31 protein-coding genes are annotated in these 24,722 nt (G+C 41.3%); 18 read left to right on the top strand and 13 right to left on the bottom strand.

Features of this window, described 5'->3' with window-relative positions:
- Positions 1 to 3 precede the first annotated feature (3 nt).
- From ACZ5ZZ_RS16445 to ACZ5ZZ_RS16410, 8 genes are all read right to left on the bottom strand, one after another.
- The gene (locus tag ACZ5ZZ_RS16445) at positions 4 to 594 is read right to left on the bottom strand and encodes a TraE/TraK family type IV conjugative transfer system protein (protein ID WP_464140446.1); all 591 of its coding nucleotides are present in this window, start codon (positions 592 to 594) and stop codon (positions 4 to 6) included.
- Positions 595 to 611: 17 nt separating this feature from the next.
- Positions 612 to 1,502: a hypothetical protein gene (locus tag ACZ5ZZ_RS16440; protein ID WP_464140444.1), complete on the bottom strand. Its 891-nt coding sequence runs from the start codon at positions 1,500 to 1,502 to the stop codon at positions 612 to 614.
- Between the two features lie 3 nt (positions 1,503 to 1,505).
- Positions 1,506 to 2,216 carry a hypothetical protein gene (locus ACZ5ZZ_RS16435; RefSeq protein ID WP_464140442.1) on the bottom strand — a complete coding sequence of 237 codons (711 nt, stop codon included), beginning with the start codon at positions 2,214 to 2,216 and terminating at the stop codon, positions 1,506 to 1,508.
- Entirely contained in the window at positions 2,213 to 4,732 is a 2,520-nt protein-coding gene (locus tag ACZ5ZZ_RS16430; RefSeq protein ID WP_464140440.1) for a VirB4 family type IV secretion system protein, read from the bottom strand. Before ACZ5ZZ_RS16430 ends, ACZ5ZZ_RS16435 begins: the two co-directional genes overlap by 4 nt.
- Entirely contained in the window at positions 4,710 to 5,051 is a 342-nt protein-coding gene (locus tag ACZ5ZZ_RS16425; RefSeq protein WP_464140438.1) for a hypothetical protein, read from the bottom strand. Before ACZ5ZZ_RS16425 ends, ACZ5ZZ_RS16430 begins: the two co-directional genes overlap by 23 nt.
- A gap of 9 nt (positions 5,052 to 5,060) precedes the next feature.
- Positions 5,061 to 5,348: a TrbC/VirB2 family protein gene (locus ACZ5ZZ_RS16420; RefSeq protein ID WP_464140436.1), complete on the bottom strand. Its 288-nt coding sequence runs from the start codon at positions 5,346 to 5,348 to the stop codon at positions 5,061 to 5,063.
- 65 nt (positions 5,349 to 5,413) lie between these two features.
- A complete protein-coding gene (locus ACZ5ZZ_RS16415) occupies positions 5,414 to 5,842 on the bottom strand; it encodes a hypothetical protein (protein WP_464140435.1) in 429 nt (142 codons plus the stop codon).
- 162 nt (positions 5,843 to 6,004) lie between these two features.
- Positions 6,005 to 6,247, bottom strand: a complete 243-nt coding sequence (locus tag ACZ5ZZ_RS16410) for a hypothetical protein (RefSeq protein ID WP_464140433.1) — start codon at positions 6,245 to 6,247, stop codon at positions 6,005 to 6,007.
- A gap of 269 nt (positions 6,248 to 6,516) precedes the next feature.
- Here ACZ5ZZ_RS16410 and ACZ5ZZ_RS16405 point away from each other — a divergent pair, with 269 nt between their 5' ends.
- From ACZ5ZZ_RS16405 to ACZ5ZZ_RS16360, 10 genes are all read left to right on the top strand, one after another.
- Positions 6,517 to 6,654 carry a hypothetical protein gene (locus tag ACZ5ZZ_RS16405; RefSeq protein ID WP_464140430.1) on the top strand — a complete coding sequence of 46 codons (138 nt, stop codon included), beginning with the start codon at positions 6,517 to 6,519 and terminating at the stop codon, positions 6,652 to 6,654.
- A 71-nt stretch (positions 6,655 to 6,725) separates the two neighbouring features.
- On the top strand, positions 6,726 to 7,118 hold the full coding sequence (locus ACZ5ZZ_RS16400; RefSeq protein WP_464140406.1) for a transposase: 393 nt from the start codon (positions 6,726 to 6,728) through the stop codon (positions 7,116 to 7,118).
- On the top strand, positions 7,046 to 7,969 hold the full coding sequence (locus ACZ5ZZ_RS16395; protein WP_464142391.1) for an IS3 family transposase: 924 nt from the start codon (positions 7,046 to 7,048) through the stop codon (positions 7,967 to 7,969). Before ACZ5ZZ_RS16400 ends, ACZ5ZZ_RS16395 begins: the two co-directional genes overlap by 73 nt.
- Positions 7,970 to 7,998: 29 nt before the next feature.
- A complete protein-coding gene (locus ACZ5ZZ_RS16390) occupies positions 7,999 to 8,556 on the top strand; it encodes an AbiU2 domain-containing protein (RefSeq protein WP_464140427.1) in 558 nt (185 codons plus the stop codon).
- A gap of 268 nt (positions 8,557 to 8,824) precedes the next feature.
- Complete coding sequence (locus ACZ5ZZ_RS16385) at positions 8,825 to 10,318, top strand: ABC transporter substrate-binding protein (RefSeq protein WP_464140425.1); 1,494 nt, start codon at positions 8,825 to 8,827, stop codon at positions 10,316 to 10,318.
- The gene (locus ACZ5ZZ_RS16380; RefSeq protein ID WP_464140422.1) at positions 10,315 to 11,658 is read left to right on the top strand and encodes a sensor histidine kinase; all 1,344 of its coding nucleotides are present in this window, start codon (positions 10,315 to 10,317) and stop codon (positions 11,656 to 11,658) included. Before ACZ5ZZ_RS16385 ends, ACZ5ZZ_RS16380 begins: the two co-directional genes overlap by 4 nt.
- Positions 11,655 to 13,016 (top strand): sigma-54-dependent transcriptional regulator, encoded by a 1,362-nt coding sequence (locus ACZ5ZZ_RS16375; RefSeq protein ID WP_464140420.1) that lies wholly within the window; start codon positions 11,655 to 11,657, stop codon positions 13,014 to 13,016. Before ACZ5ZZ_RS16380 ends, ACZ5ZZ_RS16375 begins: the two co-directional genes overlap by 4 nt.
- Complete coding sequence (locus tag ACZ5ZZ_RS16370; RefSeq protein ID WP_464140417.1) at positions 13,013 to 13,786, top strand: alpha/beta fold hydrolase; 774 nt, start codon at positions 13,013 to 13,015, stop codon at positions 13,784 to 13,786. Before ACZ5ZZ_RS16375 ends, ACZ5ZZ_RS16370 begins: the two co-directional genes overlap by 4 nt.
- A 15-nt stretch (positions 13,787 to 13,801) precedes the next feature.
- Positions 13,802 to 14,173, top strand: coding sequence for a hypothetical protein (locus ACZ5ZZ_RS16365; RefSeq protein WP_464140415.1), 372 nt, complete (start codon positions 13,802 to 13,804; stop codon positions 14,171 to 14,173).
- A gap of 1 nt (position 14,174) precedes the next feature.
- Positions 14,175 to 14,486, top strand: a complete 312-nt coding sequence (locus tag ACZ5ZZ_RS16360; protein ID WP_464140413.1) for a hypothetical protein — start codon at positions 14,175 to 14,177, stop codon at positions 14,484 to 14,486.
- Here ACZ5ZZ_RS16360 and ACZ5ZZ_RS16355 read toward each other — a convergent pair.
- Together ACZ5ZZ_RS16355 and ACZ5ZZ_RS16350 are read right to left on the bottom strand one after the other, a co-directional pair.
- Positions 14,461 to 15,333: an IS3 family transposase gene (locus ACZ5ZZ_RS16355; protein WP_464142365.1), complete on the bottom strand. Its 873-nt coding sequence runs from the start codon at positions 15,331 to 15,333 to the stop codon at positions 14,461 to 14,463. The genes ACZ5ZZ_RS16360 and ACZ5ZZ_RS16355 overlap by 26 nt on opposite strands.
- On the bottom strand, positions 15,312 to 15,704 hold the full coding sequence (locus ACZ5ZZ_RS16350) for a transposase (protein WP_464140406.1): 393 nt from the start codon (positions 15,702 to 15,704) through the stop codon (positions 15,312 to 15,314). The genes ACZ5ZZ_RS16355 and ACZ5ZZ_RS16350 overlap by 22 nt, the downstream gene beginning before the upstream one ends.
- A gap of 117 nt (positions 15,705 to 15,821) precedes the next feature.
- On the opposite strand from ACZ5ZZ_RS16350, the gene ACZ5ZZ_RS16345 reads away from it, so the two are divergent.
- Positions 15,822 to 16,061, top strand: coding sequence for an isoprenylcysteine carboxylmethyltransferase family protein (locus ACZ5ZZ_RS16345; protein ID WP_464140410.1), 240 nt, complete (start codon positions 15,822 to 15,824; stop codon positions 16,059 to 16,061).
- Positions 16,062 to 16,081: 20 nt separating this feature from the next.
- Positions 16,082 to 16,366, top strand: coding sequence for a hypothetical protein (locus tag ACZ5ZZ_RS16340; protein ID WP_464140408.1), 285 nt, complete (start codon positions 16,082 to 16,084; stop codon positions 16,364 to 16,366).
- On the opposite strand, the gene ACZ5ZZ_RS16335 is transcribed toward ACZ5ZZ_RS16340, so the two are convergent.
- On the bottom strand, positions 16,341 to 17,213 hold the full coding sequence (locus ACZ5ZZ_RS16335) for an IS3 family transposase (protein ID WP_464142365.1): 873 nt from the start codon (positions 17,211 to 17,213) through the stop codon (positions 16,341 to 16,343). The genes ACZ5ZZ_RS16340 and ACZ5ZZ_RS16335 overlap by 26 nt on opposite strands.
- The gene (locus ACZ5ZZ_RS16330) at positions 17,192 to 17,584 is read right to left on the bottom strand and encodes a transposase (protein WP_464140406.1); all 393 of its coding nucleotides are present in this window, start codon (positions 17,582 to 17,584) and stop codon (positions 17,192 to 17,194) included. The genes ACZ5ZZ_RS16335 and ACZ5ZZ_RS16330 overlap by 22 nt, the downstream gene beginning before the upstream one ends.
- A 273-nt stretch (positions 17,585 to 17,857) precedes the next feature.
- On the opposite strand from ACZ5ZZ_RS16330, the gene ACZ5ZZ_RS16325 reads away from it, so the two are divergent.
- Positions 17,858 to 18,616 carry a hypothetical protein gene (locus ACZ5ZZ_RS16325; RefSeq protein ID WP_464140404.1) on the top strand — a complete coding sequence of 253 codons (759 nt, stop codon included), beginning with the start codon at positions 17,858 to 17,860 and terminating at the stop codon, positions 18,614 to 18,616.
- Here the strand turns inward: ACZ5ZZ_RS16325 and ACZ5ZZ_RS16320 are convergent.
- Positions 18,613 to 18,870: a helix-turn-helix domain-containing protein gene (locus tag ACZ5ZZ_RS16320; protein ID WP_464140402.1), complete on the bottom strand. Its 258-nt coding sequence runs from the start codon at positions 18,868 to 18,870 to the stop codon at positions 18,613 to 18,615. The genes ACZ5ZZ_RS16325 and ACZ5ZZ_RS16320 overlap by 4 nt on opposite strands.
- A gap of 121 nt (positions 18,871 to 18,991) precedes the next feature.
- On the opposite strand from ACZ5ZZ_RS16320, the gene ACZ5ZZ_RS16315 reads away from it, so the two are divergent.
- The 5 genes from ACZ5ZZ_RS16315 (at position 18,992) to ACZ5ZZ_RS16295 (ending at position 24,701) form a co-directional block, all read left to right on the top strand.
- Positions 18,992 to 19,249, top strand: a complete 258-nt coding sequence (locus tag ACZ5ZZ_RS16315; protein ID WP_464140400.1) for a hypothetical protein — start codon at positions 18,992 to 18,994, stop codon at positions 19,247 to 19,249.
- Positions 19,250 to 19,261: 12 nt separating this feature from the next.
- Positions 19,262 to 19,606, top strand: a complete 345-nt coding sequence (locus ACZ5ZZ_RS16310; RefSeq protein ID WP_464140397.1) for a response regulator — start codon at positions 19,262 to 19,264, stop codon at positions 19,604 to 19,606.
- Positions 19,607 to 19,724: 118 nt separating this feature from the next.
- The gene (locus ACZ5ZZ_RS16305) at positions 19,725 to 19,937 is read left to right on the top strand and encodes a helix-turn-helix domain-containing protein (protein ID WP_464140395.1); all 213 of its coding nucleotides are present in this window, start codon (positions 19,725 to 19,727) and stop codon (positions 19,935 to 19,937) included.
- A 25-nt stretch (positions 19,938 to 19,962) separates the two neighbouring features.
- Complete coding sequence (locus tag ACZ5ZZ_RS16300) at positions 19,963 to 22,098, top strand: site-specific DNA-methyltransferase (RefSeq protein WP_464140392.1); 2,136 nt, start codon at positions 19,963 to 19,965, stop codon at positions 22,096 to 22,098.
- A 2-nt stretch (positions 22,099 to 22,100) separates the two neighbouring features.
- On the top strand, positions 22,101 to 24,701 hold the full coding sequence (locus ACZ5ZZ_RS16295) for a DEAD/DEAH box helicase (protein WP_464140390.1): 2,601 nt from the start codon (positions 22,101 to 22,103) through the stop codon (positions 24,699 to 24,701).
- Positions 24,702 to 24,722 lie beyond the last annotated feature (21 nt).

Raw genomic sequence — 24,722 nt, 5'->3', positions numbered from 1 at the left:
TCGTTATTCTTCACGCTCTTTTGAAATATAGAGGCCCCAAGGGTTTTCTTGTGTGCGAGGACCACTTTCAAAAGTAAGTTCAAGTTTTAGGTTTCCAGCGGCCTTCAAACCTTGAATTGAAGTTACACGGTCGCCAGTAATGAGTGCCGTTTGTTTTTTCAGATCAATTTCAATTTTCTCTGGATAGACCTTTTGAGAAACAATTTTTTCCGTAGAAAATTTTGCGACATTGGCGACGGCCACTTGAAAGGCCTTGAGAGCCTGTGGAGTGATGAACTGTTCTGACTCCTTGAGCTTCTTAGTCACGTTTTCAGGCTCCCACTGGTAGCGTTTTTCAAGATAGCGTTTGATACCTTCGCGGATTTGATCTTCTGCCTTTGGCTGATTAGTTCTTTCAAGAGATTTTCCATCAGGGCTAAGAGTGATGACGGTAGGCTCTTTCATTGCCATAACCAAAGTCACTCCAAGCCCCATAAAGACAAGGGCTAGAGAAGAAAGTGCAAAGACTTTCAGGAATTGGTTCGAGTGCAGTAGTTCTCCGACCATTTTAGGTAGCTGCGAACTTTTAAGCCCGATTGTTTTTGATTCTTGCATAGTTCATTTTCCTTTTCTTAATACATATATCTTTTGCGTTCTTCAGCTTGTCGTTCACGTCGAGCATTGAGATGTCCTTGGACATAGTTACTTGCTCCGTTAAGAGCGTTTCTCGAAGTATTAACGGCAGTCACTGCTTTTGCGGGAGCCGCAGCCATCGCAGCAACAGTAGCCGCGCCAATACTTGAAGACATAGATTGAAGTCCGCCACCAACAAGGGATTTCACCATCATTGGAGTCATTAACATGGCAACTGCGATCACGAAGTTCATTACGATGATGACCAGATAACTTCCTTCTGTTCGATACATATCCCCAAAAGAAAGTGCTGCCAGCATCGCACCCAATATTGCCCAGACAATCTTCCAGCAAGCGACTTCAATCATTCCCTTAAAGAGGTTCTTAGTGATCTGCTGTGTTCCTTCAAAAAGATTGAACAGCAGAAGCAGCGGAGCCGAGATCATAAAGAAGATCCAAAAGAAGTGATACATCGCTATTGTGAGATACCGAGCAATATAAAGAACGAGGTAACTCAAGAACGACAATGTTGCGATTATCAAATCGTTAAACTGCAAGAGCATGCTTGTTGCTGACATCGAATAGCTGTCGGATTTCTCTTGGGCCATTCGTATCAACGTATCAAGGCTATTGAGTTTGTCGATCTTCTCTGTGATTCCATCAGCGACATAAAGAATCGCTTTGCTAATATCAGGAAACGCCACCAGTAAAATCGTCGCAATGATTGCTCTTTTAACAATGTCCAAGAACTCAGGACTTCCAATGGGATTGCGAAACCATGCCACAACTACTGCCAGAGAAAAGAACACTGGCAGTAGGAGATAGTACATATTCACAAACTCTTGATGGAGGTCACGCGCAAGCGATCCCAAAAGTTCAAATTGTGGCATGAACTACCTCCCAGCTCCTGATCCAAGAGGACTCAAGTTTGTTTCCTTCGGAAGCGCACCTAACGCATTGGAGATGCCTTCGTATTGAGACTTAAACTGAGTCGCTTGAAGTTTTTCTTTCCTGTTTGAGAGGGCCATGTTTTGCCCCATCATCTTCAACATCATCGAGTTAGTGCGAAGCACTTGGGTTGTCACTCCAATCAAGACAGCTAGAGACTGATTCGTGAGCTTTGCTGATCCTTGAGGGTTCGTTGATTGAGAGTGGGCGATGATTCTTTTTGTTTCTTCGTCCACGCTGTCTGCGTACTGAAAAAGAGTGCCATTCATGGCAATGCTTTCAGATACGGAACGATCTTGAGCCTCTTGCAAACGGTACTCGCTGGTCTGCGGAATCGTACCGTAAAGGTCTTCAATCGCTCGCTGAACCTGATCTGCTGTTTCAAGCCCTCCATATAAGCCAGGATTAAACTTCGGGTTGATGATCCTGATGACCGCAAGCCCATCACGAATTCCTTTGTTAATATCTCTCATTAGGCTCAGAGTATCTTGTCCGGTGCTAACAATTCGTTGAAGCTCATAGAGCTGCTTGATTGCTTGAGCTAGAATCTGAACAAGAACCGCAACGTCTCCCCCAAACAAGTCAGCTTTTGCTGGCCTCGGAGTAATCAGAGTGAAGCAAAGAAGAATTGTAAAAATCCTTTTCTTTATGCTCATGCAGCCTCCGGTTCAACTTTCCCTTGAGCAATGCCATTCGGATATGTACGAGCTGCGGTTTCTATCGCATCAACAAGCGATAGACCTGATTCTCTCAATTCCTGAATATGGCGATTGTCACTTGCATCTGAAGTTGAAAGCCAATATTCAAAAGGACTCGGATAGATACGAATCACTTGGCGATGATCGCCTTCAATCATAAAGCCTTCTGAAAATTCACCTTTACGCTGTTCAAGTGAATAAACCAGATTCAGCTCTTGCGAATTAAGCTTGAGAGCGTTCTTCAAAATTTCAGAATCACCGCGCTGAAGTAGGATGAACTTCGTCGCGGTGTTATTCATAATCGCAGGACCAATCGGACTTGTGACGATCTCTTCAACCCCTTGAGTGATGAATGTAATTCCTGAACCTGTCTTTCTAAGGGTTCTCGCGCAATACTCCATGAAGCCAGCAGCGGCGTTTGATTTCAAAAGTTGCCAAGCTTCATCTAAAATAATGCGTTTTTTGTTCACCTTATCTTGTTCGACCTGAGTCAAGATGAAGTCCGTGAGAATCAGGATCATCACGCTTTGAAGATCAGGATAATTTCCAAGACCTTTTAAATCGAAAGTACAGATTGGAGCATCCGTTCTTAGAGAACCAATACCATCAAGCAATTTTCCGTAAGGTCGATTTCCAGTCCACATATAGAGGATTTTGGAAATATCAACCATTGAGGATTCTTTACTATTAGCAAGTCTCTCCGAGAGTTCAGAAAGAACAGGTACTTTATTCTGTCTTCTTTTTTCCTCATAAAGCTCGATGACAGTTTTCTCTAAAAGCACGCGATCAAGCTTTGAAAGTTTTGATCTTTCATCTTCAGCAATCATACTTTCGATGACCGCTAACAAAGATTTGATCTTTTGGTTGCTAGGCTCTTGAGATGGGTCTGAAATATCGAAGGGGTTAAGTCTGTATTGATCGGATAAATCTATTTCAAGATATTGGCCTCCTAAAGCTTCGGTTAGTTTTTTATACGAACCTCCAATGTCGATTATGAACACACGAAGACCACGAGCAAGCTCTTGAGCAAGTATGCAGTTATTCAAAAAACTCTTCCCAGCTCCCGATGAACCTGTGACCAGCGCATTGTAGTTTGTAAGGCTTGAATCAAACGGATTAAAGCTTACAAGCCCATTAAGCCTGTTTCTAAAGATCACCGCCGGATCATCGTCTCCTTCGCGTGGCCCATAGATCGGAATGAAATCGACCAAGTTGTTCGTCTTAAACTTTTTTGCTCGTTCAAGCTTTACGGGCGCACCTGGAAGATTGCCTTTAAAAATCTTCCAAGAGCCTACGGATTCCTCAAGTCCTTCGGAACCTTGAAGGGAGCGAAAACGAGAAAGCACTTCTCGAACTTCACGGTTAAGCTTTTTTACACCTTCATCAGTCGCAGGGGCGCGAAGGACTAGACTCATTTGGACTGCATAGATTCTTTGTCCCGTGTTTAAGAGTTCACGAATAAGCTCTTCTGTTGATGAAAGTTTTGTTTCACTTTCAAGATCGCTGGCCTTGTTTCCCGAAGTCGCTGCAAGAGAATGGGCCATCTTCCTTTTTTGTTGAAGCTTCGCCATCTCATCGGCTTGACTTGGAACCTCGAAAGACAACATCAAATCATAATGAAATGGCATACGCAGAAACGCAGAGAGCTGTCCTGCGAAGGTCACTTCAGGTAGAGTCTTAAGAGTTACAACTCTGTGATGGTGAGAATCTAAGGTGAATTGCTCAAACCCCAAGATCAGATCACCAAACACCAGTTGTTCGCGTGGTGATTGTTCTGCAAGCCACTCCATAGACTCCAAGGTTTCACGTTCAAGATTGTCTTCTTTGGGTGTGATAATCTTAGGTGTAGGCTCCGCTTTAGAGCGTTTCGGATTGAGGAATCCATAGATATGTCTCTGCATCTCCTGAACCTCTAAAAGTCTTCCATAGAGACCAATAGACGCAAAAGACGAAATCAGTGTATCGACATTCTGAAAAAGAATTTCCAAAGTCTCTTCGTATGTCTTCGCCGCATTGTCTGAGAAATCTTCTTGCTTCTTTAAGAAGCTAAGCTTTTTTCCTCCGATCATCTGTGTGCGAAGATAAATGGAAAGCTCAGGACGATAGAGTTCTGAAGACTCTAAGGCTGCCTGAAGTTTCTTTTCTCGATAATCCGCGATACTTGCTACCAATGGATGAATTGATGCTGTTTTTCTTTCCGAATGCTTTTTAATGACCTCCGAAAAGTCAGACCCCACCGAAAGACAGAACTGCACGGAAGTATTTTCTGAAATGGAGTTAAGAACTCCGCGCAGTCTGGTCACAAGCTGATTGACTTCGTTGTCATCGAAGCACTCAATATCTAGCAGCGAGAGTTTTATCCCACTCACTAAAGAGCCATCATTTAAAATCAAATGCGGCCTTGGTGCGTCTGAGAATTCCCAATATGGCAGCTCTTCAGAAAGCGATGCCTCAGCGTTTTTCTTTTGAAACATTTTTCACCTGTCCTTTAAATTTGCGATAAAGACGATCAACTCCACCTGCTGCGTAGTAAGCAGGACGGATGAGAAATTCGCCTAAATGCTGAATGTAATTGTCTGGACGACCTTTCTTCGCAAAGTGAAGGAACAACGTCAAAGCAAGCGTTGTTCCCCACACAAGCGGGTAGCGAAAGGAAGTCCCACCAAACACCAAGTTAGTAATCGCAAGATTGAAAAAGATGAGAAGCAAGTCTGGAAGTTCATACCCAAAGAGCTTGCTTTTCATTTCGAGTGCCCGTGGCACTCTTGTTGTGATGAGTCCTTCTTCTTCCATTTTTCACCTCTAGCGAACTGTTTGAGCGATAAAGTCCACGATCCCTTGTGCGCCAAAGCCAATAATGCAACCGATGATCGCATAGGCGATGTGTTGTTTTGCATTCGGATTTCCCGTGAAGAAAGAAGTCCCTGCAAGCGCAATCCCGATTACCGAAAGCAGAGGGAGAATAACTCCCGTAAGCTTTGACTTAATCCCCATCAAGCTTGATTCAAGCCCTGCATGGGCAAGATCAGGCATGAAGAGACCCGCAGCAACCACTACGGCTACTAAGAACACCATTTGTTTCTTGTTCATTGTTTTTGCTCCTTATGAAAATTTCTTGTTTTGAAACTTCAAAAGGTCGCGCAAATCGTTAGTCGTTAGGCAGCTTCTAAAGCACCTTCGGGAACTGGTTGTCCGTAGGGAGTAGCTGACTCTTCAGGGTAAATGCTCATGTAAATTTTCTTATCGAGTAGATCGAAGTTCATTTCGATCACGCCTTTGGTTGAGTCGGCCTTGGCATTTCCAACGATATTCCAGAAATATTTATTCTTTGAGGTGTTGGACTTGTTCGGTTCTCTCGTCATCAGCAAATACTTAGTTGCATCGTCCTTGCTTGGAAGAAGGAAGTATTTGTCATCGAGAAACGTCCAAAGGCGAAGCGTATAAATGCTTTGACCTTCTTTAAGATAGGCCATGCCTACGGTGTTCTTTTTCTCCGCTCCTTGCACGAAGAGTTGAAACCGATAAAATTTCGTTGTTTTCAATTTGTCCATGTGAGTGTCTAAAATGTCTTTCAATGCTTTCATGTTTTTGATCTCCTAATAAATTTAGATAAAAGTGGTTTTCTTTATTTCTTTTCATTAATTCATCGAACGTGATCCACGCTGTTTGATTGCCGCTTTTCACTTGATAAATCTTTTGATCGTTGATTTTTGCCATAAGCTTTTTGATAAAAGCTTTGGCTGCTACTAAGCCGCACATTTTTGTTTCTCGTAAAAGGGATCAGTCAGTGAATCCCAGTTGCAGTCCGTGCAATAAGGCTCATCGCCTGTGATGTGAGTAGTGGCTCCACACCGAGGGCAAATGTGTTTGCGCCCAGAGATGAAGTGAGTTTTCGGTTCATCGTCTGGAACGAACTCACAGTCTTCTAAGCTAAGAAGATGAAGTTCTCGTTTTTCGTTTTTTGAATTTGGCTTGAAGTAGCCGTCCATAAATCCTCCTTTCGTTTTTGTTTCACAAGGGGACTCAAAAGCAATCGTGTGCCAATATTTTCGGGCTTCGTGATTTTTATTGGAAAAATGGAGCAAGCTTTGAAAATGATTTGGAAATTTATGATTTGGATGGATTTATGATGCGGAGTGAAGGTTCACTCACTCGTGAGAGACTACTATTAGAAATGAGAGACTCTTGTGAGAGACGGAACAATTGCTCGAAAATGAAGATCTCGGTATCATAAGTTAATTCAACACTAGGAATTTTTATGGAAGTGATTGGCTGGAAGAAAGTAATTAAGAAGTATCAAAAGGTTCTTGGAAAAGATGTGGGCACTTTGCACGCACACCTTACAGCAGAGTTTCTTGATCTCAATTATAAGTGGAATGATGGACTGCGGGCATAAAACTGGAGCTTAGCAAACTATCAATTTGAGACAAAGCGATTAGCTGCCGATAATAAAGAAGGAGCTAGTCTATGCGAAAGTCGAGAAGAGTTTTTACAGAGGAACAAAAGAGAGAAGCGGTTGAGCTCTATCTGAGCGGAAGAAAGAAAGCCTCTGAGGTCGCCGCCAGCTATGGCATTCATCCTCAAGTCATTTACAAGTGGAAAACAGATCTGGAAGAGAAATCAAAAGCTTTAAGAGCAGAAGATCTCCAATCTGATGGTCTGTCACCACAAGCGGTAAAAAGAATATTAGATTTAGAGCGAGAAAACGAAGAGCTAAAAAAGGCCTTGGGTGAAAAGGCCCTTATGGTGGACCTTTTAAAAAAACTCCGGGCAACGAAGGGCTCAGTATCAGAGAGCGATGTGATTGGGTTAAGCGAAATCATCAAAGAGTCGGCACGATCAAAGAAGCCTGCAAAGTAATAGGTGTTTCTATGTCGACGTATTATTCAGATCCTAAGATTTCAAGAAGAGAAAAAGAAGAACGTGAAGCCGACATTCGAGGTAAGATTGAACAGATTCGCGTTGAGCAGCCTCGAACTGGGTATCGCCCCCTCTTGGCAGAGTTAAAGAAGAGTGGCGTTGTCATTGGCGAAAGAAGGCTTCGCAGAATTATGAAGAAGTTCTCTCTACACATAAAGCCACGCAGAAGATTTGTACGAACCACGCAGAGCGATCATGATCACCCTGTGCATGAGAATTTAATCAAAGGTATGGAGGTTACCAAGATCAATCAGCTGTGGGTGTCTGACATCACTTACATTCGGATCACCAACGGCTTTGTGTACCTGGCAGTGGTCATGGATATCTACTCGCGCAAAGTTGTAGGTTGGGCCATTTCAAAGAAGATTGATCGTCACTTGACTCTGGCGGCACTTCAGATGGCGATCAAGCAAAGGGCCCCAAAGGAGGGAATTATTCATCACTCGGACCGTGGTGTGCAATATCTCTGCGATGACTATGTGAAGCTGCTTGTTGATTCTGGGTTTCAAGTTTCTTGTTCAAGAAAAGGGAATCCTTACGACAATGCCTTTGCTGAGAGTTTTATGAAGACTCTCAAGGACAACGAGGTGCACCTTTGGAGCTATGAGACAATTCTCGATGTCCTAGAGCGAGTACCCTATTTTATTGAAGAGGTATACAATAAGAAGCGATTGCATTCTGCACTGGATTATCAATCGCCGGAAGAGTTTGAAAACGAGATCAAAGTCAGATACAAGAACAAAAAATCAGCAAGTCGCTATGTCGTCAAGATAGGTGGTTCGACTCCATAAAAACGCCCGCACTCCATGAGTTTGTTGTTTTGTTTGGAACAAACCAAGAGAGAATTGATGTTTTAAATAAATCCGCAAACCAATTCTGGGCAAACATTCACAATGTTCTTTTTGATGATATTCTTCTACATATTGCACGTCTTACTGATAAAGAACTAACTTTCAAAAAAAAGAACCTATCTATACAGGGTTTGTTAAGTATACGTGCGAATAAGAAGTTCGACAGTCGTTTAAAAAAATCCATAGAAAATGTTGTTAAAAATGCCAAGTTTTGCCGAGATTGGAGAAATAGGCGAATTGCGCATATTGATTATGAATATAGAACCAATAATAAAGAAAAATTGGCAAGAGCAACTCGTGCTAAGGTATCAAAGTGCATTAAAGGCATCCATGATATTTTAAATCTTATTGAGAAACAGTTTTTTGATTCAGAAATCACATCCGATTCACCATCTATCAATGGCGCGCTTGATCTTCTCTTTGTTATTGATGATGGTCTGCGATTCACAGATGAGCGTGAAGCAAGATTGCGGGCCGGAACTGCCTTACCTCAAGATTACCAAGACCCAAAAAGAAGTTGGGTATGATAAGCAGTCGAGTTCTGGACTCTCTCATTTTTGAGAGAGTCTCTCAATAATGTGGAAACACTTTGGCACCACATGACCACTTCTGGCTATGTAATTAGTTCACGGGTTCAGCCGCTAAACTCTCAGGATAAATAAATAACCATTTGGAAAAACTAAAGATTATCCCAGATTTGCCATTTGAGTCGAGATGACATAAATAACGGCTGTTGTTTTGGCACAACACTCGCAATTAGGAGGACTCATCCTGAACTGCCAATAGGGGTAACGAATGTTTTTCTGGGGAAGATTATTTTCAATTTTCATCACATTTGGATTTCTAATCCTTCCCCCGGCTTTTGCGCAAAATGCGGCTCCTACATACATTAAGGCGATCTACTCACTTCCTCTTTCACTTGATCCTATCAAAATGAACGATACAGCTTCACTTGCTGTAGGAAATCTGATCTACGATGGGCTTCTTAAGTTTTCTCCGTCTTTAAAAATCGAAGGTGCATTGGCTGAATCATGGGCCACTAGCAAAGATGGGAAAACTCTGACTTTTAAACTCAAGAAAAATATCTTCTTCCATAATGGTGAGGCTATCACTGCTTTTGATGCCGAAACTTCGCTTAAGCGTGCACTTTCATCTGAAAGCACTGTTCGTAAATTTTATGATTCTATTAAAGCGATCCGCGCGGTTAATAATCGCACTCTTGAAATTGAGCTGAACTATCCGTTTCCGCCTTTCTTGTCGGTGCTTGCAGGAGCAACAGCAAAAGTTCTTCCGAAATCGAAACTATCGGATTCAAAATTTTTTGATAAGCCGATTGGTTCTGGTGCATTTACATTTGTAGCTCTTGATAAAGAGAAAAAAGAAATTGTGCTCAATGCCTTCCCTCAGTATCACGCTGGTAAAGCGAAGATTGAGCGTATGGTGTTAAAAGAATCTTCTGAAGAAGAAGCTTTGAAGTTAGCGCGTGATGGGCAGATGCACGATCTAGCAAGCTGGCCTTTAACTGGTTCAGATTCCATTTTCACAACAGGACAGAAAATATCAAGTCCAGTCGCTTCGACGTGGATAATTGGAATCAACACTTTGAAAGCTCCCTTCAATAAACTCAAAGTGCGCCAGTCTTTTAAGCTGAACTTTCCAGTAAGTGAGTTTCGAGAAAAGTTTTACCCTGATTCTGTTAAGGCCAATGGTTACATTCCCAATGGACTAACTGGCTCTCAGGTAAAAGCTGACCTGGCTGTAGATGTTCGCCCTTCAAAAGATAAAATTGTGATCGCTGTTCCTATAGAGCTTGCTCGCGCCACCGAGATGAAAACGATTATTGAAAGTTCCATGAAGGCTCAAGGCTGGAATGTGGAAGTCGCTCTTGTGAAATGGGACTTGTTGATGGATGGATATGCCAAGAAATCACACCAAGCATTTTTGGTGGCGATGAATATGGACTATCCTGATGCCGATTTTTTGCTTAAGAATTTTGAATCTGACAATTCAGATAACTTTTCTGGCCTTAAGAATAAGGCACTTGATGACTTGATAAAGAAATCTCGTGCTACTCAGGACAGAAAGCTCCGCGAAGCCTATTACAAAGAAGCATTGAAGCTCTTAGAGGTTTCTGCTGTTACTGTTAATCTCTTTCACCCAAGAGCGAATTACTGGGTTTCAAAATGCGTGGATAACTTCATGCCAAACATTTTATCAGACGTTTATATTGACTACTCTCAAGTTAGCTTGTCGTCGAAATGTACAGTTCCACAAGTGGTGACTCGATGAAAAGCGTTTCACTTTTTAAACACGTTAATGCCTCATTGAATCCATATCGCTGGGCCATATCTCTAGTTGTTGCGGTTTTGATTTCTGGGATGTTTGCAGTGATTACATTGGTTGATCGCCTAGACTCCGATAGAAAGATGACAAAGTCACTTTCTCCTTATCTGGCGACTCTGGTTGATTCATCAGATCGTCCAGAGCTTTTGCGAGTATTACACTCAGTTTCAGAGTCCACTCAGTCAGAGTTGGTATTAGTTCAAGACGGATTAGTTTTTGCTACAAGTGGCGATGTTACCGAACTTGATAGTCCTTTTATAAAACCAAAAACTAAGCTGCATTTTTATGACATGGATTTTGGAAAAGATGAAATCATTACTAGCACTGCCGTTCGTGATGGCGTAGCCATTTACATTCTTTCGCCATTGTTGCCTTCACTTAAAAGCACCGTAGGGATTTTCCTTGGAGTATTCATTGCAAGTATTTTAATTTCTCTTTTCTCTGCACGCCAAATGAGACGAGCTATTAAAAATGCACTTCGTCCAATGGATCAGCTTCATGCTGAGATTAAAGGGCTTGTAAGTGATGACGAACAGGATTCTACACCCATTCAAATTCGTGAACTTGAGGAAATAAGAAATACTGTTCATTCGACTAAAGTTGCACTTGAAAATGCTAAGGATCAGCTTGCCGAGAATAAAGCTAAGAAGTTGTCCTCAGAAGCATATAAGAGATTGATTCACGATCTCCACAATCCAGTGGCCGCATTAAGGCAGATGGCAACACTTGCTAACGATGAAGCTCAAGACAGTGAGACGAAAATTGAAGCTACAAGCGCAGTAACTCGTCTTGCAGAACAGATTTTGAGTCAGGTCACAGCAGCTAAGAAGAATTTGGAAGAGGAGCCTATTGCGCTTCGAGAGCTAAATATCATTGAGTGCATTCAAGATGGTGTTCACCAAGTGAGATCGCTTGGGGCTAAAAAATCTATTATTGCTAACTTCGATTCGGAACCGCTTAATGTTCCACATGATCCAACACTTTTAAAGCGTGCCATTATAAATCTTCTTGAAAATGGTATCGAGGCGGCAAAAAGCCAAGTCCGTATTTCAATAGTGAAAAATAATAATCAAGCTTCGATTCGCGTCTGTGACGACGGAGTTGGAATGGATGAAAATAAAGTATCAGTTTACCTTCAAGGGCGTGGTCAATCAGGAAAGGCAAACCGTCAGGCGTTTGGACTTTCGTCAACAAATCACATCGTTCGCTCTCATGGTGGAAAGCTGATTTATAAACGCAGCGATCTTGGTGGCGCAAGCTTCGAGATTCGTTTGGGGGTAGTATGAACTTAAAACCAAAAATTCTAATTTGTGACGATGATGCTGAGATTTTGCAAACTCTAAATTTAAGTCTTCGCTCAATCTTTGACATTGTGACTGCTAATAGCGTGGAAAAAGCAAAGAAACTTGTCCGTGAAGATGATTTCGATGCTGCGGTTATTGATCTAAACTTTGAAGGTCAAGAAGAAGATGGAATCCACCTTTTAGATTTTATGAATAAAGAATCTGCTGGAACATTTTTGATCGTCCTAAGTGGTGACACCAGCACGCGCCGAATTGTTGAGGCGACTAGAAGAAAACATTTTCAATTCATTGTAAAAGATGAAGGCTGTTATAATATTCTTTCTGCTGCTCTTAAAAATGCTACTCAATTGAGTGTGGCCAATAGGGTACAAGCTCAGGCCAAATATCTTACTCAATCTAATGCCGTTAAAAAGGTGCTTAAAGAAGTTGAACGAATAATTAAAAGTCCTTCTGAATCGCCAATTCTAATTTTGGGTGAAACTGGTACAGGTAAAGAATTTTTGGCCCAGCATATTGCTTTGAACTTAAAAATGAAAGCTGTTGCTGCGAATATGGGCTGTATTCCAAAAGAAATGGCAGAAAGTATTTTATTTGGACATGAACGCGGAGCTTTTACGGGAGCAGTAGCAAATCAAACTGGTCTTATAGAAACTGCCCATAATGGAATTTTCTTTCTTGATGAAGTTGGTGAATGTTCGTCATCAGTTCAGACAAAACTTTTGCGTGTCCTTCAAGAAAAAGAGATTCAGCCTCTAGGTTCTAATAAGGTCAAAAAGATCAATACTCGGTTTATTGCTGCCACTCACAGAGATTTAAATAAACTTGTTACAGAGGGATCTTTCCGTGAAGACTTATTGAATCGTTTGAATACTTTTATTCTGACGTTGCCGCCTTTGAGAGAACGTCCAGAAGATATTATCTTCTACGCGAATCTTTTTATTGAAGAACGCTCTCAAGGTCGTGAGAGATTCTTTTTAACTCCTGATGGTGAAACTGAATTATTGACCCATCGCTGGAACGGAAATATCCGTGAGCTTAGAAACGTAATCGAAAGAATTGTTGTTCTCTCGAACAAAACAACAATTGATAAAGCATCAGTCGCTGAGGCTATTGGTTATGGCCACTCAGCCAAAGACTGGGTTATTACACGCGCCGAGATTGTTGAAAATAATGCTCGTAAAGAAGAAGTTATCAAAACACTTAATGAGTTTAATGGCAACAAACGTAAAGCAGCCGTGAGCCTTGGGATCAGCGAAGCCACGCTATATCGTTGGCTAAAAGACTTAGGCATAAAGAAAACCGTTGGCACACAGATGTACGGCGAAAAGGTATTGGCATGATTAAGTTAACCAGCGTTCTGTCTGCTAAGACAAATGCACCTACAATGTTTTTAATCCCCGGTGGGCCAGGTCTCAGCTCTTTAACTTTGCGTAGCCTTGATATTTTAAGTCGAAGCTTCAATCTTCTGTATGTGGACTTTCATGGAACAAATGACAATCCCTATACGGGAAAAAAATCTTTCGATGAGCTATCTTCTGAACTGAACAAGGAAGTTCAGAACGTGACAGGGGTAAAGTTTATTTTGGGCCATTCTTATGGTGGTTTTTTTGCTGGGAAAGCCTTTGTTGAAGGAATTGTAGAAGGTCTTGTTTGCGTAGCTACTCCTTTTTCAAAAGAAACTCTTTCAAAAGCTAGTGAAAATTATCGCGCTCACATGACAGATGCTTTGGTTAAAGCTGAGTCTCAGTGGAATGAGTATCAAGATGATAAGTCTTTTGCAGGATGGCTTTCTGAATATGGAAGTCTTTATTTCAAAAATCCTGAGGGGAAATCTCTTCTTCTGAATGATAAGATTTCTGCTCAAGTCTTTAGAGACAATCGTTCGGATGCTCAATCTTTTGAACCTGTTCTAACTATGCTTGCTCAATCTAAGGGAAAGAAAATTTTTATTTCTGGAGACGATGACAAATTGTTGCTGTCTGAGAATTTGAAAAAAGACTCTGCCCTTGGGAAATTTGAATTTTACGAAATAGGAAATGCTAGTCACTTTGTGACTTTCGATCAGCCTGAGTATGTTGCTCGCTTGATTGAAGAGAAACTTTTAGCTTAATAAATGGAGGATCGTATGAAAAAGAAAATGAAAATGATAGCTCTTGTTCTTGCATTTGGAGCCACTGTTCAAGCTTTGAAGGCTTATGCTGTTGAAGCTCAAGTGTTTTCCGTTGAGGAAGAAGAGTACAAAGTCGAAAGACTGATGGAAATGCGTAAGCAAATTACAATTCAGGGAAATGCTTTAACTGTTGATGCTGATTTCTCTGCGGAATTTCCTAATGTGAAGAGTAGCACTGATCTTAATGTGAGCCTTGTAAAACATTTGGTGAGATACATTTTTGCTATAGGTGCAGAAAAGTCTTTGTTTGAATACCTAAAGGGCGCAGACGTTCAAGCTGCTTGTGCATCTGCTGTTGCCAGATGCGGAAGCGAGCCAGGAATTTAACGTGGAAAAAGATTTCGGTAAATATTTTGGATCGGCAATGATGATAGGGTTTGGTGTGGTGGCGTTGTATCGCTGGCATCAAACCCAGCTTTTATTTTTCTTATTGTTGGTTCTTCGGGATTTTGCCGCCGGATATTTTTTCTTAAGAAGAAAAGCTGCTGAAAAAAAAGCGCCATTGGTTACAAACATTTTGGCTTATGTATCGTCAGCTATTCCACTTTTGTATTTTGGCCCTATTGGTGCATCGAGGGCCGTTATTTTAGGAGCGGATTGGAGTGCGGGCGTTTTTATGGAGTCGAACCACCTATCTTGACGACATAGCGACTTGCTGATTTTTTGTTCTTGTATCTGACTTTGATCTCGTTTTCAAACTCTTCCGGCGATTGATAATCCAGTGCAGAATGCAATCGCTTCTTATTGTATACCTCTTCAATAAAATAGGGTACTCGCTCTAGGACATCGAGAATTGTCTCATAGCTCCAAAGGTGCACCTCGTTGTCCTTGAGAGTCTTCATAAAACTCTCAGCAAAGGCATTGTCGTAAGGATTCCCTTTTCTTGAACAAGAAACTTGAAACCCAGAATCAACAAGCAGCTTCACATAGTCATCGCAGAGATATTGCACACCACGGTCCGAGTGATGAATAATTCCCTCCTTTGGGGCCCTTTGCTTGATCGCCATCTGAAGTGCCGCCAGAGTCAAGTGACGATCAATCTTCTTTGAAATGGCCCAACCTACAACTTTGCGCGAGTAGATATCCATGACCACTGCCAGGTACACAAAGCCGTTGGTGATCCGAATGTAAGTGATGTCAGACACCCACAGCTGATTGATCTTGGTAACCTCCATACCTTTGATTAAATTCTCATGCACAGGGTGATCATGATCGCTCTGCGTGGTTCGTACAAATCTTCTGCGTGGCTTTATGTGTAGAGAGAACTTCTTCATAATTCTGCGAAGCCTTCTTTCGCCAATGACAACGCCACTCTTCTTTAACTCTGCCAAGAGGGGGCGATACCCAGTTCGAGGCTGCTCAACGCGAATCTGTTCAATCTTACCTCGAATGTCGGCTTCACGTTCTTCTTTTTCTCTTCTTGAAATCTTAGGATCTGAATAATACGTCGACATAGAAACACCTATTACTTTGCAGGCTTCTTTGATCGTGCCGACTCTTTGATGATTTCGCTTAACCCAATCACATCGCTCTCTGATACTGAGCCCTTCGTTGCCCGGAGTTTTTTTAAAAGGTCCACCATAAGGGCCTTTTCACCCAAGGCCTTTTTTAGCTCTTCGTTTTCTCGCTCTAAATCTAATATTCTTTTTACCGCTTGTGGTGACAGACCATCAGATTGGAGATCTTCTGCTCTTAAAGCTTTTGATTTCTCTTCCAGATCTGTTTTCCACTTGTAAATGACTTGAGGATGAATGCCATAGCTGGCGGCGACCTCAGAGGCTTTCTTTCTTCCGCTCAGATAGAGCTCAACCGCTTCTCTCTTTTGTTCCTCTGTAAAAACTCTTCTCGACTTTCGCATAGACTAGCTCCTTCTTTATTATCGGCAGCTAATCGCTTTGTCTCAAATTGATAGTTTGCTAAGCTCCAGTTTTATGCCCGCAGTCCAGATCTTCTGTCCATCGTTGGGTTTTTGATAGTGGCTTTCGCCACGTTGGAACTTGGTACAAGCATCGGGATCGCTCCTGCCAACCGTGGAATCGTTTGCAGTGGAATCTATCGTTATATTAAGCATCCCATGTACACGGGTTATGTTATTTCAGAAATAGGCTTGGTTCTATTGAATCCATTGAACGCAGTTTTAGCATTCATTTCCGTTTCGCTTTATGTATTTAGGGCGAAATCTGAAGGTGCAATTCTTAATCGTAGTTTACTTTAAGAGGCTAAATATTGATGATTATGAAGATTAACGACAATATCAGTATCTGGCGAGAATTTAATCCAATAGAGTTATCATTGGATAGAAATGACTCCTATGATTCAAGACGGTCATTGGCAAAATTAGGTTTTAATAAAGAACGAATTTTAATCCAAGAGCGTTGGTTTGATGTTTTGTCTCCAGGTGAGCTAGTTCGGAAACGCAATTTAAAAGATGGTTATTATCGGGTTATTTATATTCAAATCAATATTGGAACTGGTGAATGGAGTGCGGGCGTTTTTATGGAGTCGAACCACCTATCTTGACGACATAGCGACTTGCTGATTTTTTGTTCTTGTATCTGACTTTGATCTCGTTTTCAAACTCTTCCGGCGATTGATAATCCAGTGCAGAATGCAATCGCTTCTTATTGTATACCTCTTCAATAAAATAGGGTACTCGCTCTAGGACATCGAGAATTGTCTCATAGCTCCAAAGGTGCACCTCGTTGTCCTTGAGAGTCTTCATAAAACTCTCAGCAAAGGCATTGTCGTAAGGATTCCCTTTTCTTGAACAAGAAACTTGAAACCCAGAATCAACAAGCAGCTTCACATAGTCATCGCAGAGATATTGCACACCACGGTCCGAGTGATGAATAATTCCCTCCTTTGGGGCCCTTTGCTTGATCGCCATCTGAAGTGCCGCCAGAGTCAAGTGACGATCAATCTTCTTTGAAATGGCCCAACCTACAACTTTGCGCGAGTAGATATCCATGACCACTGCCAGGTACACAAAGCCGTTGGTGATCCGAATGTAAGTGATGTCAGACACCCACAGCTGATTGATCTTGGTAACCTCCATACCTTTGATTAAATTCTCATGCACAGGGTGATCATGATCGCTCTGCGTGGTTCGTACAAATCTTCTGCGTGGCTTTATGTGTAGAGAGAACTTCTTCATAATTCTGCGAAGCCTTCTTTCGCCAATGACAACGCCACTCTTCTTTAACTCTGCCAAGAGGGGGCGATACCCAGTTCGAGGCTGCTCAACGCGAATCTGTTCAATCTTACCTCGAATGTCGGCTTCACGTTCTTCTTTTTCTCTTCTTGAAATCTTAGGATCTGAATAATACGTCGACATAGAAACACCTATTACTTTGCAGGCTTCTTTGATCGTGCCGACTCTTTGATGATTTCGCTTAACCCAATCACATCGCTCTCTGATACTGAGCCCTTCGTTGCCCGGAGTTTTTTTAAAAGGTCCACCATAAGGGCCTTTTCACCCAAGGCCTTTTTTAGCTCTTCGTTTTCTCGCTCTAAATCTAATATTCTTTTTACCGCTTGTGGTGACAGACCATCAGATTGGAGATCTTCTGCTCTTAAAGCTTTTGATTTCTCTTCCAGATCTGTTTTCCACTTGTAAATGACTTGAGGATGAATGCCATAGCTGGCGGCGACCTCAGAGGCTTTCTTTCTTCCGCTCAGATAGAGCTCAACCGCTTCTCTCTTTTGTTCCTCTGTAAAAACTCTTCTCGACTTTCGCATAGACTAGCTCCTTCTTTATTATCGGCAGCTAATCGCTTTGTCTCAAATTGATAGTTTGCTAAGCTCCAGTTTTATGCCCGCAGTCCAGAATATTATATTGGTAAGGCCAATCGTTCTAAATGGTCTGAGATAAAACGTTATCAGGGTTCTGGATTAAAGTTTAAAAATAAACTTAAAAAAAATAAGGATGAGTTTGTTAGATATTTTATCGCAGTTTGCGAAACAGCCGAAGAAACAGAAAAACTTGAAGCGTCTATTGTTAATGAAGTCCTATTGTCTGATGAAAAATGTTTAAACCTTGTTGCTGGTGGAGGTGGAGTTAATAATCGTCCTTCGATGGCAGAATTAAGTCAGAAAAAACGTGAACACATGAAGAATCATCCTGAACAATTTAAACCGATGCTCAAGGCTGCTAAGGAAGCCTTTTTGTCGGGAGATACTCCTGCGCTTCGTGCTCGTTCACAGAGAATTAAAGAGGTTATGAGTGACGATAAATATCGCGAAATGTCTCGTAGTCGAATCGTAAATTGGAAAGAAAATAATCCCGAAGAATATGCTGAAGCGAGAAGAAAAAACCGCGAAAAGATTAAGACAACCGAAGTTCAGAATAAACGACAAGCGAGTTTAAAAAAGTGGACTCAAGAGCATCCCGAAGAACACAAGGCTTGGCAAGAAAAGTTAGTGAAGTCTCGTACAAGCAAGGTTGCTAATGAAAAACGTAAATCATCACTAAAAAAGTTTAAGGACGATCACCCAGAAATAGCTCATGCAAATGCAAAAAAAAGAGCTAAGGCGGCAGCAGCAAAAAACAGCAAGTCCGTTTCGATGATTGATTTAGAATCTGGTAAAGTTGTAAAGGTGTTCTCTAGTATCCATGAAGCTGCAAGATGGCTGGTAGATGCAGGGATCGCTAAAAATACAAATTGCGCTTCTTCGCTTAGTAGTGTCTGTCTTCGTAAGCCATGTACAACGGGGTATGGATACCGCAAAAAAGCTTATGGGTATGATTGGCGTTTTACTGACGAACTTTAAAGATTTTTCACGATGTCGCTTAAAGGAACATCGAGCGACTGTGCGATTTTACTTAGTGTAATAAAAGTAAGGCTTAACTGCCCAGCTTCAATTCTTTGCCAGTGCTGGCGAGATTTAATTGGTAAATCTTCTCCAGTGACATCGTAAACAGATAGCTTCTTCTTGTCCCGTATTTCTCTAATACGAGTCCCTAAAGCCTTTAAAAGCTTCTTATCTTGTGTCGAAACAAGTGTTGTTCCTTTTTTTAAACCCATTTATCCTCAAAACTAGATGCGTATGATCTTGTGCCATTGATTTTCCCTTCTTTTTGGGTTTTAATGTGCGTAAGAACTTACGCAGGGATCGAGGTCATATCCACTTAAAGGAGGTCAGAACGTGATTGCTGACTTGATGAATGTAAATTCAAAATTAGGCAAGTGTCTTCGTTCAGCCTTTTTGTCTGCTTCCAGAGACAAGCAAAGGCAGCTATCAAGGCTTCTTCAAAAGACGGCGATCAGTATTGAAGATGTCCTTCAAAATCCTATTAAAATTCCAAGTTATCTCTTAATGAAGATTTCAGATATGCTTGAAGCTACTCAAAGTGTTCGAGAGATTATAATGGCGTACCAATTCAGTCGGTCCGGTGTTCGTTAATAAGGAAGGGGTATGAAATCTGTTTTAGTAATTGAAGACTTTTTAGATACTAAAGACATAATTACTAACTGGATCGAAAAGACTCTTAAGGGGCAGGCCAATAGTGCGATAACGGTAAAAGCCGCAATCAACCTTTTGGACAAAAATTCATTCGACTTGATTATTTGTGATTACGAATTGCCCGATGGGAATGCTGAAAAGATTTTGGCTCATTTAAGACAAAATAAAGTTCAAACACCGACGATTCTATTTACTGCACGCCATGATCTTTCGATGGATATGGTTTCGCCCGTAGTTCATATCATCAAAGACAAAGATTTCTTCAAGCTTTTTGATTTTATCGAAGCTCTTCCTTAGCTCACCTTCCACTTCCAAAGTCCTACTGCACTGTGTTTTTAGTTTGGTGTATTTCTTTGTATTTACTTGTCATTAGTTGTAGCGCATAATTTTTAATACATATTTTAGGAGCAGTGAAATGAGCACTGAAAAGTGGTTATCGGTTGAGGAAATTGCCGAGCATTTGGGTATTTCCAAAGAGACAATTTACCGATGGTTGGAAAAAGGGAAAATTCCAGCACATCGAGTTGGAAAGCTTTGGAAGTTTCGCCCATCAGAAGTTGATGAGTGGGTTCTAAATGGAAATGCAGGCGATTCTGAACAAGAAAAACCTAAGAAGAAAAAGAGATAACTCATTTTAGCTCTATGGAGAATTTATGTCGCGTTTAAGTGAATTGATCGCTTCCATTAAAAATAAAGACCCTCAAATGGGTGCAGAATTAGAAAGCGAATTTAGAGAGCACGCATCGAGATTGGCTTTCGGTTTAAACTTTGAAAGGCACCGGCCCGAAGTTGTAGAGTTACCCAGTAGAGCTGTTAGAAAGGGAGATAAAGTTCGCAAACTCTCTCTTCGTGGTGAAAAATCAAAAAGTGATCCACGCGTTTGGCTTGTGAAGAAAATTTCTGAAGTTAAAAACAAAAAAATCGCTTTGATTGAGATTATTGAAAAGAAGCAAGTCGTTTCAGAAGAAGTTCCAGTTGATGACCTCGTGGTTATTGCTGAGTTTCGTGATTATCTCTATCCGGGGCTCGTGAGCACTGGAAAAGTTGAAAGAGGTGGTGATAAGCCATTTCACACGGTAATTAACGGGGAAAACTATCATGTTCTCAAGGCTCTGACATATTCGCATAGAGGTAAGGTTGACGCGATCTATATTGATCCACCTTACAATACGGGGGCGAAAGATTGGAAATACAATAATGACTATGTTGAAAGTGATGATCTATATCGCCACTCAAAGTGGCTTGCATTTATGGAGCGAAGACTATTTTTAGCAAAAGAACTTCTGAATCCAGAATGTTCGGTTTTAATCGTAAGTATTGATGAAAAAGAGTATTTAAGACTTGGGTTGCTTCTTGAGCAAACATTTCCAGAAGCAAAAATGGAAATGGTTACTTCAGTTATCAGTGGAAAAGGCGTTGCACGGTTTGGCCAATTCTCTAGGGTTGAAGAATATATCTTTACATTACGCTTTGGCAGTCAAGAGGTGGCTCTTGGTGAGGTGAATATGCTTGATGATTCACGTTCTGCCTCTGCCAAAATTGGAGAATCAATCGACTGGCTTGGATTGAGAAGACGTGAGCCTACAGCACGTCGAGGAGCAAGACCTAAGCAGTTTTATCCTGTTTTTGTAGATGTAAAGACTGGATATATCCATTCTGTTGGCGACGAGATAACAGACGATATTGATCGCATGACTGTTCGTACACCGAAAGGAACATTTGCTGTTTGGCCACTCTTACCTGATGGAACCGAAGGACTATGGGGAATCACGCCAGACACAGCACGAACTTATCTGAACGGTGGTTATCTTCGTGCTCGTAACTACAAACCAGAAACAAAGAAAGTTGCAATACAATATTTACCAAGTGGGACAGTTGCAGCTATCAAGTCTGGCGATATTGAGGTTGTTGGAAAAGATGAAGATGGATCAGTAATTGCGTCCTACAAGTCAGCAAAGGGTGTAATACCTAAACGAGTTTGGAATATGCCTTCTCATAATGCGGAAACAGGGGGGACGGCTCTGCTGTCAAAGCTTATTCCAAATCGTAGATTTCCATTTCCTAAGTCATTATTCGCTGTAGAAGATACTTTGCGTTTTTTTGTCGCAGACAAGCCAAATGCTATTGTTGTCGATTTCTTTTCGGGCTCTGGTACATCTGCTCATGCGGTAATGCGCCTGAACAAGCAAGACAATGGTAAACGTCAATGCATTTGCATTACGAATAATGAAGTTGGAGCAGATGAGCAAAAAGAATTGAGAGATAAAAAACTGCGACCTGGGGATGAAGCTTGGGAGAAGTGGGGTATTTGCAATTATATTACAAAGCCACGAGTGGAGGCTGCAATCACGGGTAAAACTCCAGACGGAAAAAAGATAGTTGGTGATTATAAATTTACAGATGAATTTCCAATGTCTGATGGATTCGAAGAAAACGCAGAGTTTTTTGATCTTACCTATGAAACATCAATAGCCGTTTCTCATAACCTTGCATTTAGTAGAGTTGCTCCACTTCTTTGGATGAGAGCCGGAAGCCAAGGGAAACGAATTAACACAATTCCAAAATCTGGCTATGAGGTCGTCGATTCCTACGGCCTCCTTGTTGATCTGGATAAAGCAACAGACTTCTGTAAAGAAATTCGTAAAACAGAAAGTGTGCGAGTAGCTTACATTGTTACGAATGATGATCGTCGTTTTCAGATAATAATTAAACGCTTGCCTGAGTCTGTTGAGCCTGTGCGTTTGTATGAATCGTATTTAAAGAATTTTGAAATAACTGGTGGTGAGTAGAAATGAAATTTACACTTAAGGATTATCAAGAAGAAGCAGTTGGGAAAGTTCTCGAAAATTTGAGAAAAGCTACAAAAAGATGGCAAGAGGATAAAGAGAAGAACGTCTTTTCGCTTAGCGCTGCTACGGGAGCTGGTAAAACGGTCATGGCCGCAGCTTTTTTTGAGGCTCTTTTTCATGGTGATGATAGCTATGATTTTGTTGCTGATCCTACTGCGACCGTAGTGTGGTTTAGTGATGATCCTGCACTAAACGAGCAAACGCGCTTTCGTCTTCTTGAGGCATCTGACCGAATAGATTTTAGTGATCTTGTAGTCGTTGAGAATACGTTTAATCGTGACAAGTTTGAAGCAGGGAAAATCTATTTTCTTAATACACAAAAACTTGGAAAAAAGAGTTTGCTTGTAAGGGGCCATGAGAATGACGATGATCCTGCTCAGGGTGTTTTATTCCCAAGAGTGAAGCCTGACCTTAGATCGCAAACCATTTGGGACACGATTCAAAATACAATCGACGATCCAAACCTCACCCTTTATTTGGTTTTGGATGAAGCTCATAGAGGTATGGGAAAAGCCACTGCAAATGCGGCAACAGAGAAATCCACAATCGTTAAAAGATTGATTAACGGTTCTGGTTCTACTCCTGCAATTCCTGTTGTTGTGGGTATCTCGGCTACGGTTGAGAGATTTAACGCCGCAATGGCAGCAGCAAAAGTGGAAGGCCGTACAAATTTACCAAATGTAATTGTTGATCCTGCAAAAGTTCAAGCGTCGGGACTTTTAAAGGATACAATCATTTTAGATATTCCAGAAAAAGTTGGAAAGTTCGATACTGTTCTAATTCGTCGTGCAGTCCATAAGCTAAAAGACATAAGTGAAGCATGGGAAGAGTACGCCAAGCTTCAAAAAGACCAAAAAGTAGTTAAGCCTTTAATGGTAGTGCAAGTTCCAAATACTCCAGACCATGACGAAATTGGTCGCGCACTCGATACTATTTTCAAAGAATGGGAAGACTTAAAAAACGAATCTATTGTTCATGTTTTTGGTGAACACACTGATATGGATTTTGGAGGTCACTCCGTTTCCTATATGTCTCCAGAACGCATACAAGAGTCTCACTGGGTGCGTGTCGTAATTGCTAAAGATGCAATCAGTACAGGATGGGACTGCCCTAGAGCAGAAGTAATGCTTTCGTTCAGAGCTGCAACGGATAGAACACATATTACTCAGTTGCTTGGTCGTATGATTCGTTCGCCACTCGCAAGACGGATTTCAGGTAATGACCGTTTAAACTCTGTAGATTGTATTCTTCCTTTCTTCGATGCTGAAGCTGTAGAAAAAGTCGCTGAAATATTGATGAAAGGTGGAGATGACGAAGATGCAGCTCCATTAGTAGGTCGAAGAGTTCTTATTCACCCGAAAGAGATGTTTCCGCATCCAAAGGCCGATAAAAAGATTTGGGATAAGTTTTCATCTTTGCCGACTCAAACTCTTCCTCAACGTGGGGCAAAGCCAGTGAAGAGATTAACGGCTCTTGCACAAGAGTTGGCATCTGACGGGTTACTAAAAGATGCTGGTAAAAAATCTCACGAACATCTTCATAAAGTTCTTGATGCCGCAAAAGTACGATATGCAAAAGAAATCGAAGCTGCTCGTAAAGAAGTTTTAACAGTTGAAGGAAAAAGCTTAAAAGTTGAAATGCAGAGCCAGAAGAAATCTTTTAACGACTTCCTTGAGGATGCTGACTTCAATGTAATTGAAGACGCTTTCAAGCGTGCTGCTCGAATCATTAGTCCAGACTTAGCGCGCACCTATGCAGAGTATTTAGCAGATAAAAATACAAGTAAAGATTCTGATGAAGAAAAATTGATAGAGGCCCATACTGAAATCGCGGCAATGGGTTTAGTTCCTAATCTTCAAGAATACTTAGATGCTGAAGCTGACAAGCAAACATCTGATTGGTTGGACGAATATCGTGTTGCTCGTAAAGATTTAACAGATGAACGTCAAGACGCGTACAAGGCTATTCAGAGTTGGAGCAAAGAACCTCAAAGTTTGGAATTAGATGCCCCGAAGTCATGGATGGTTGCTACAACGGAATTAACAGAAGACGGGAAAGAAAAACCTCTTCCTTTGTTTGACGATCATTTGTTGTGCTCTAAAGACGACCAGAAGTTTCCGTGCGAATTAAATAACTGGGAAACGGTGGTCTTTAAAAAAGAAAGCAAACGAACTGATTTTAAATTCTGGTATCGAAATCCATCTCGTCCAAGTCAGGATTCTTTGGGTGCTGCCTATAAAGACAATGATCGTTACCAAATTGTTAGACCGGACTTCTTATTTTTTTCTGTCGTTTCAGGCAAAGTTGTTGTCGATATTGTTGATCCTCACGGACTTCACTTGAGTGATTCATTGGGCAAACTTCAAGGGCTTGCTCAATACGCGGAAGAACATTCAAAACATTTCCGTAGAATTGAATCTATTGCAGAGGTTAATGGAAAGCTAAGAGTTATAGACTTAACTGAAGCAAAAATTCGGAAACAAGTTTTAGAAGGTGATAATGCCAAAGCCCTATTCGAAAGTAGTGCAGCTAGCGACTATTAAGGGTGCTAGTGCTTGAGGTTG

The organism is Bdellovibrio sp. HM001 (assembly GCF_055397275.1).
Note: the sequence above shows the minus strand (reverse complement) of the source record. Positions and strands in the feature narration are given on the sequence as shown.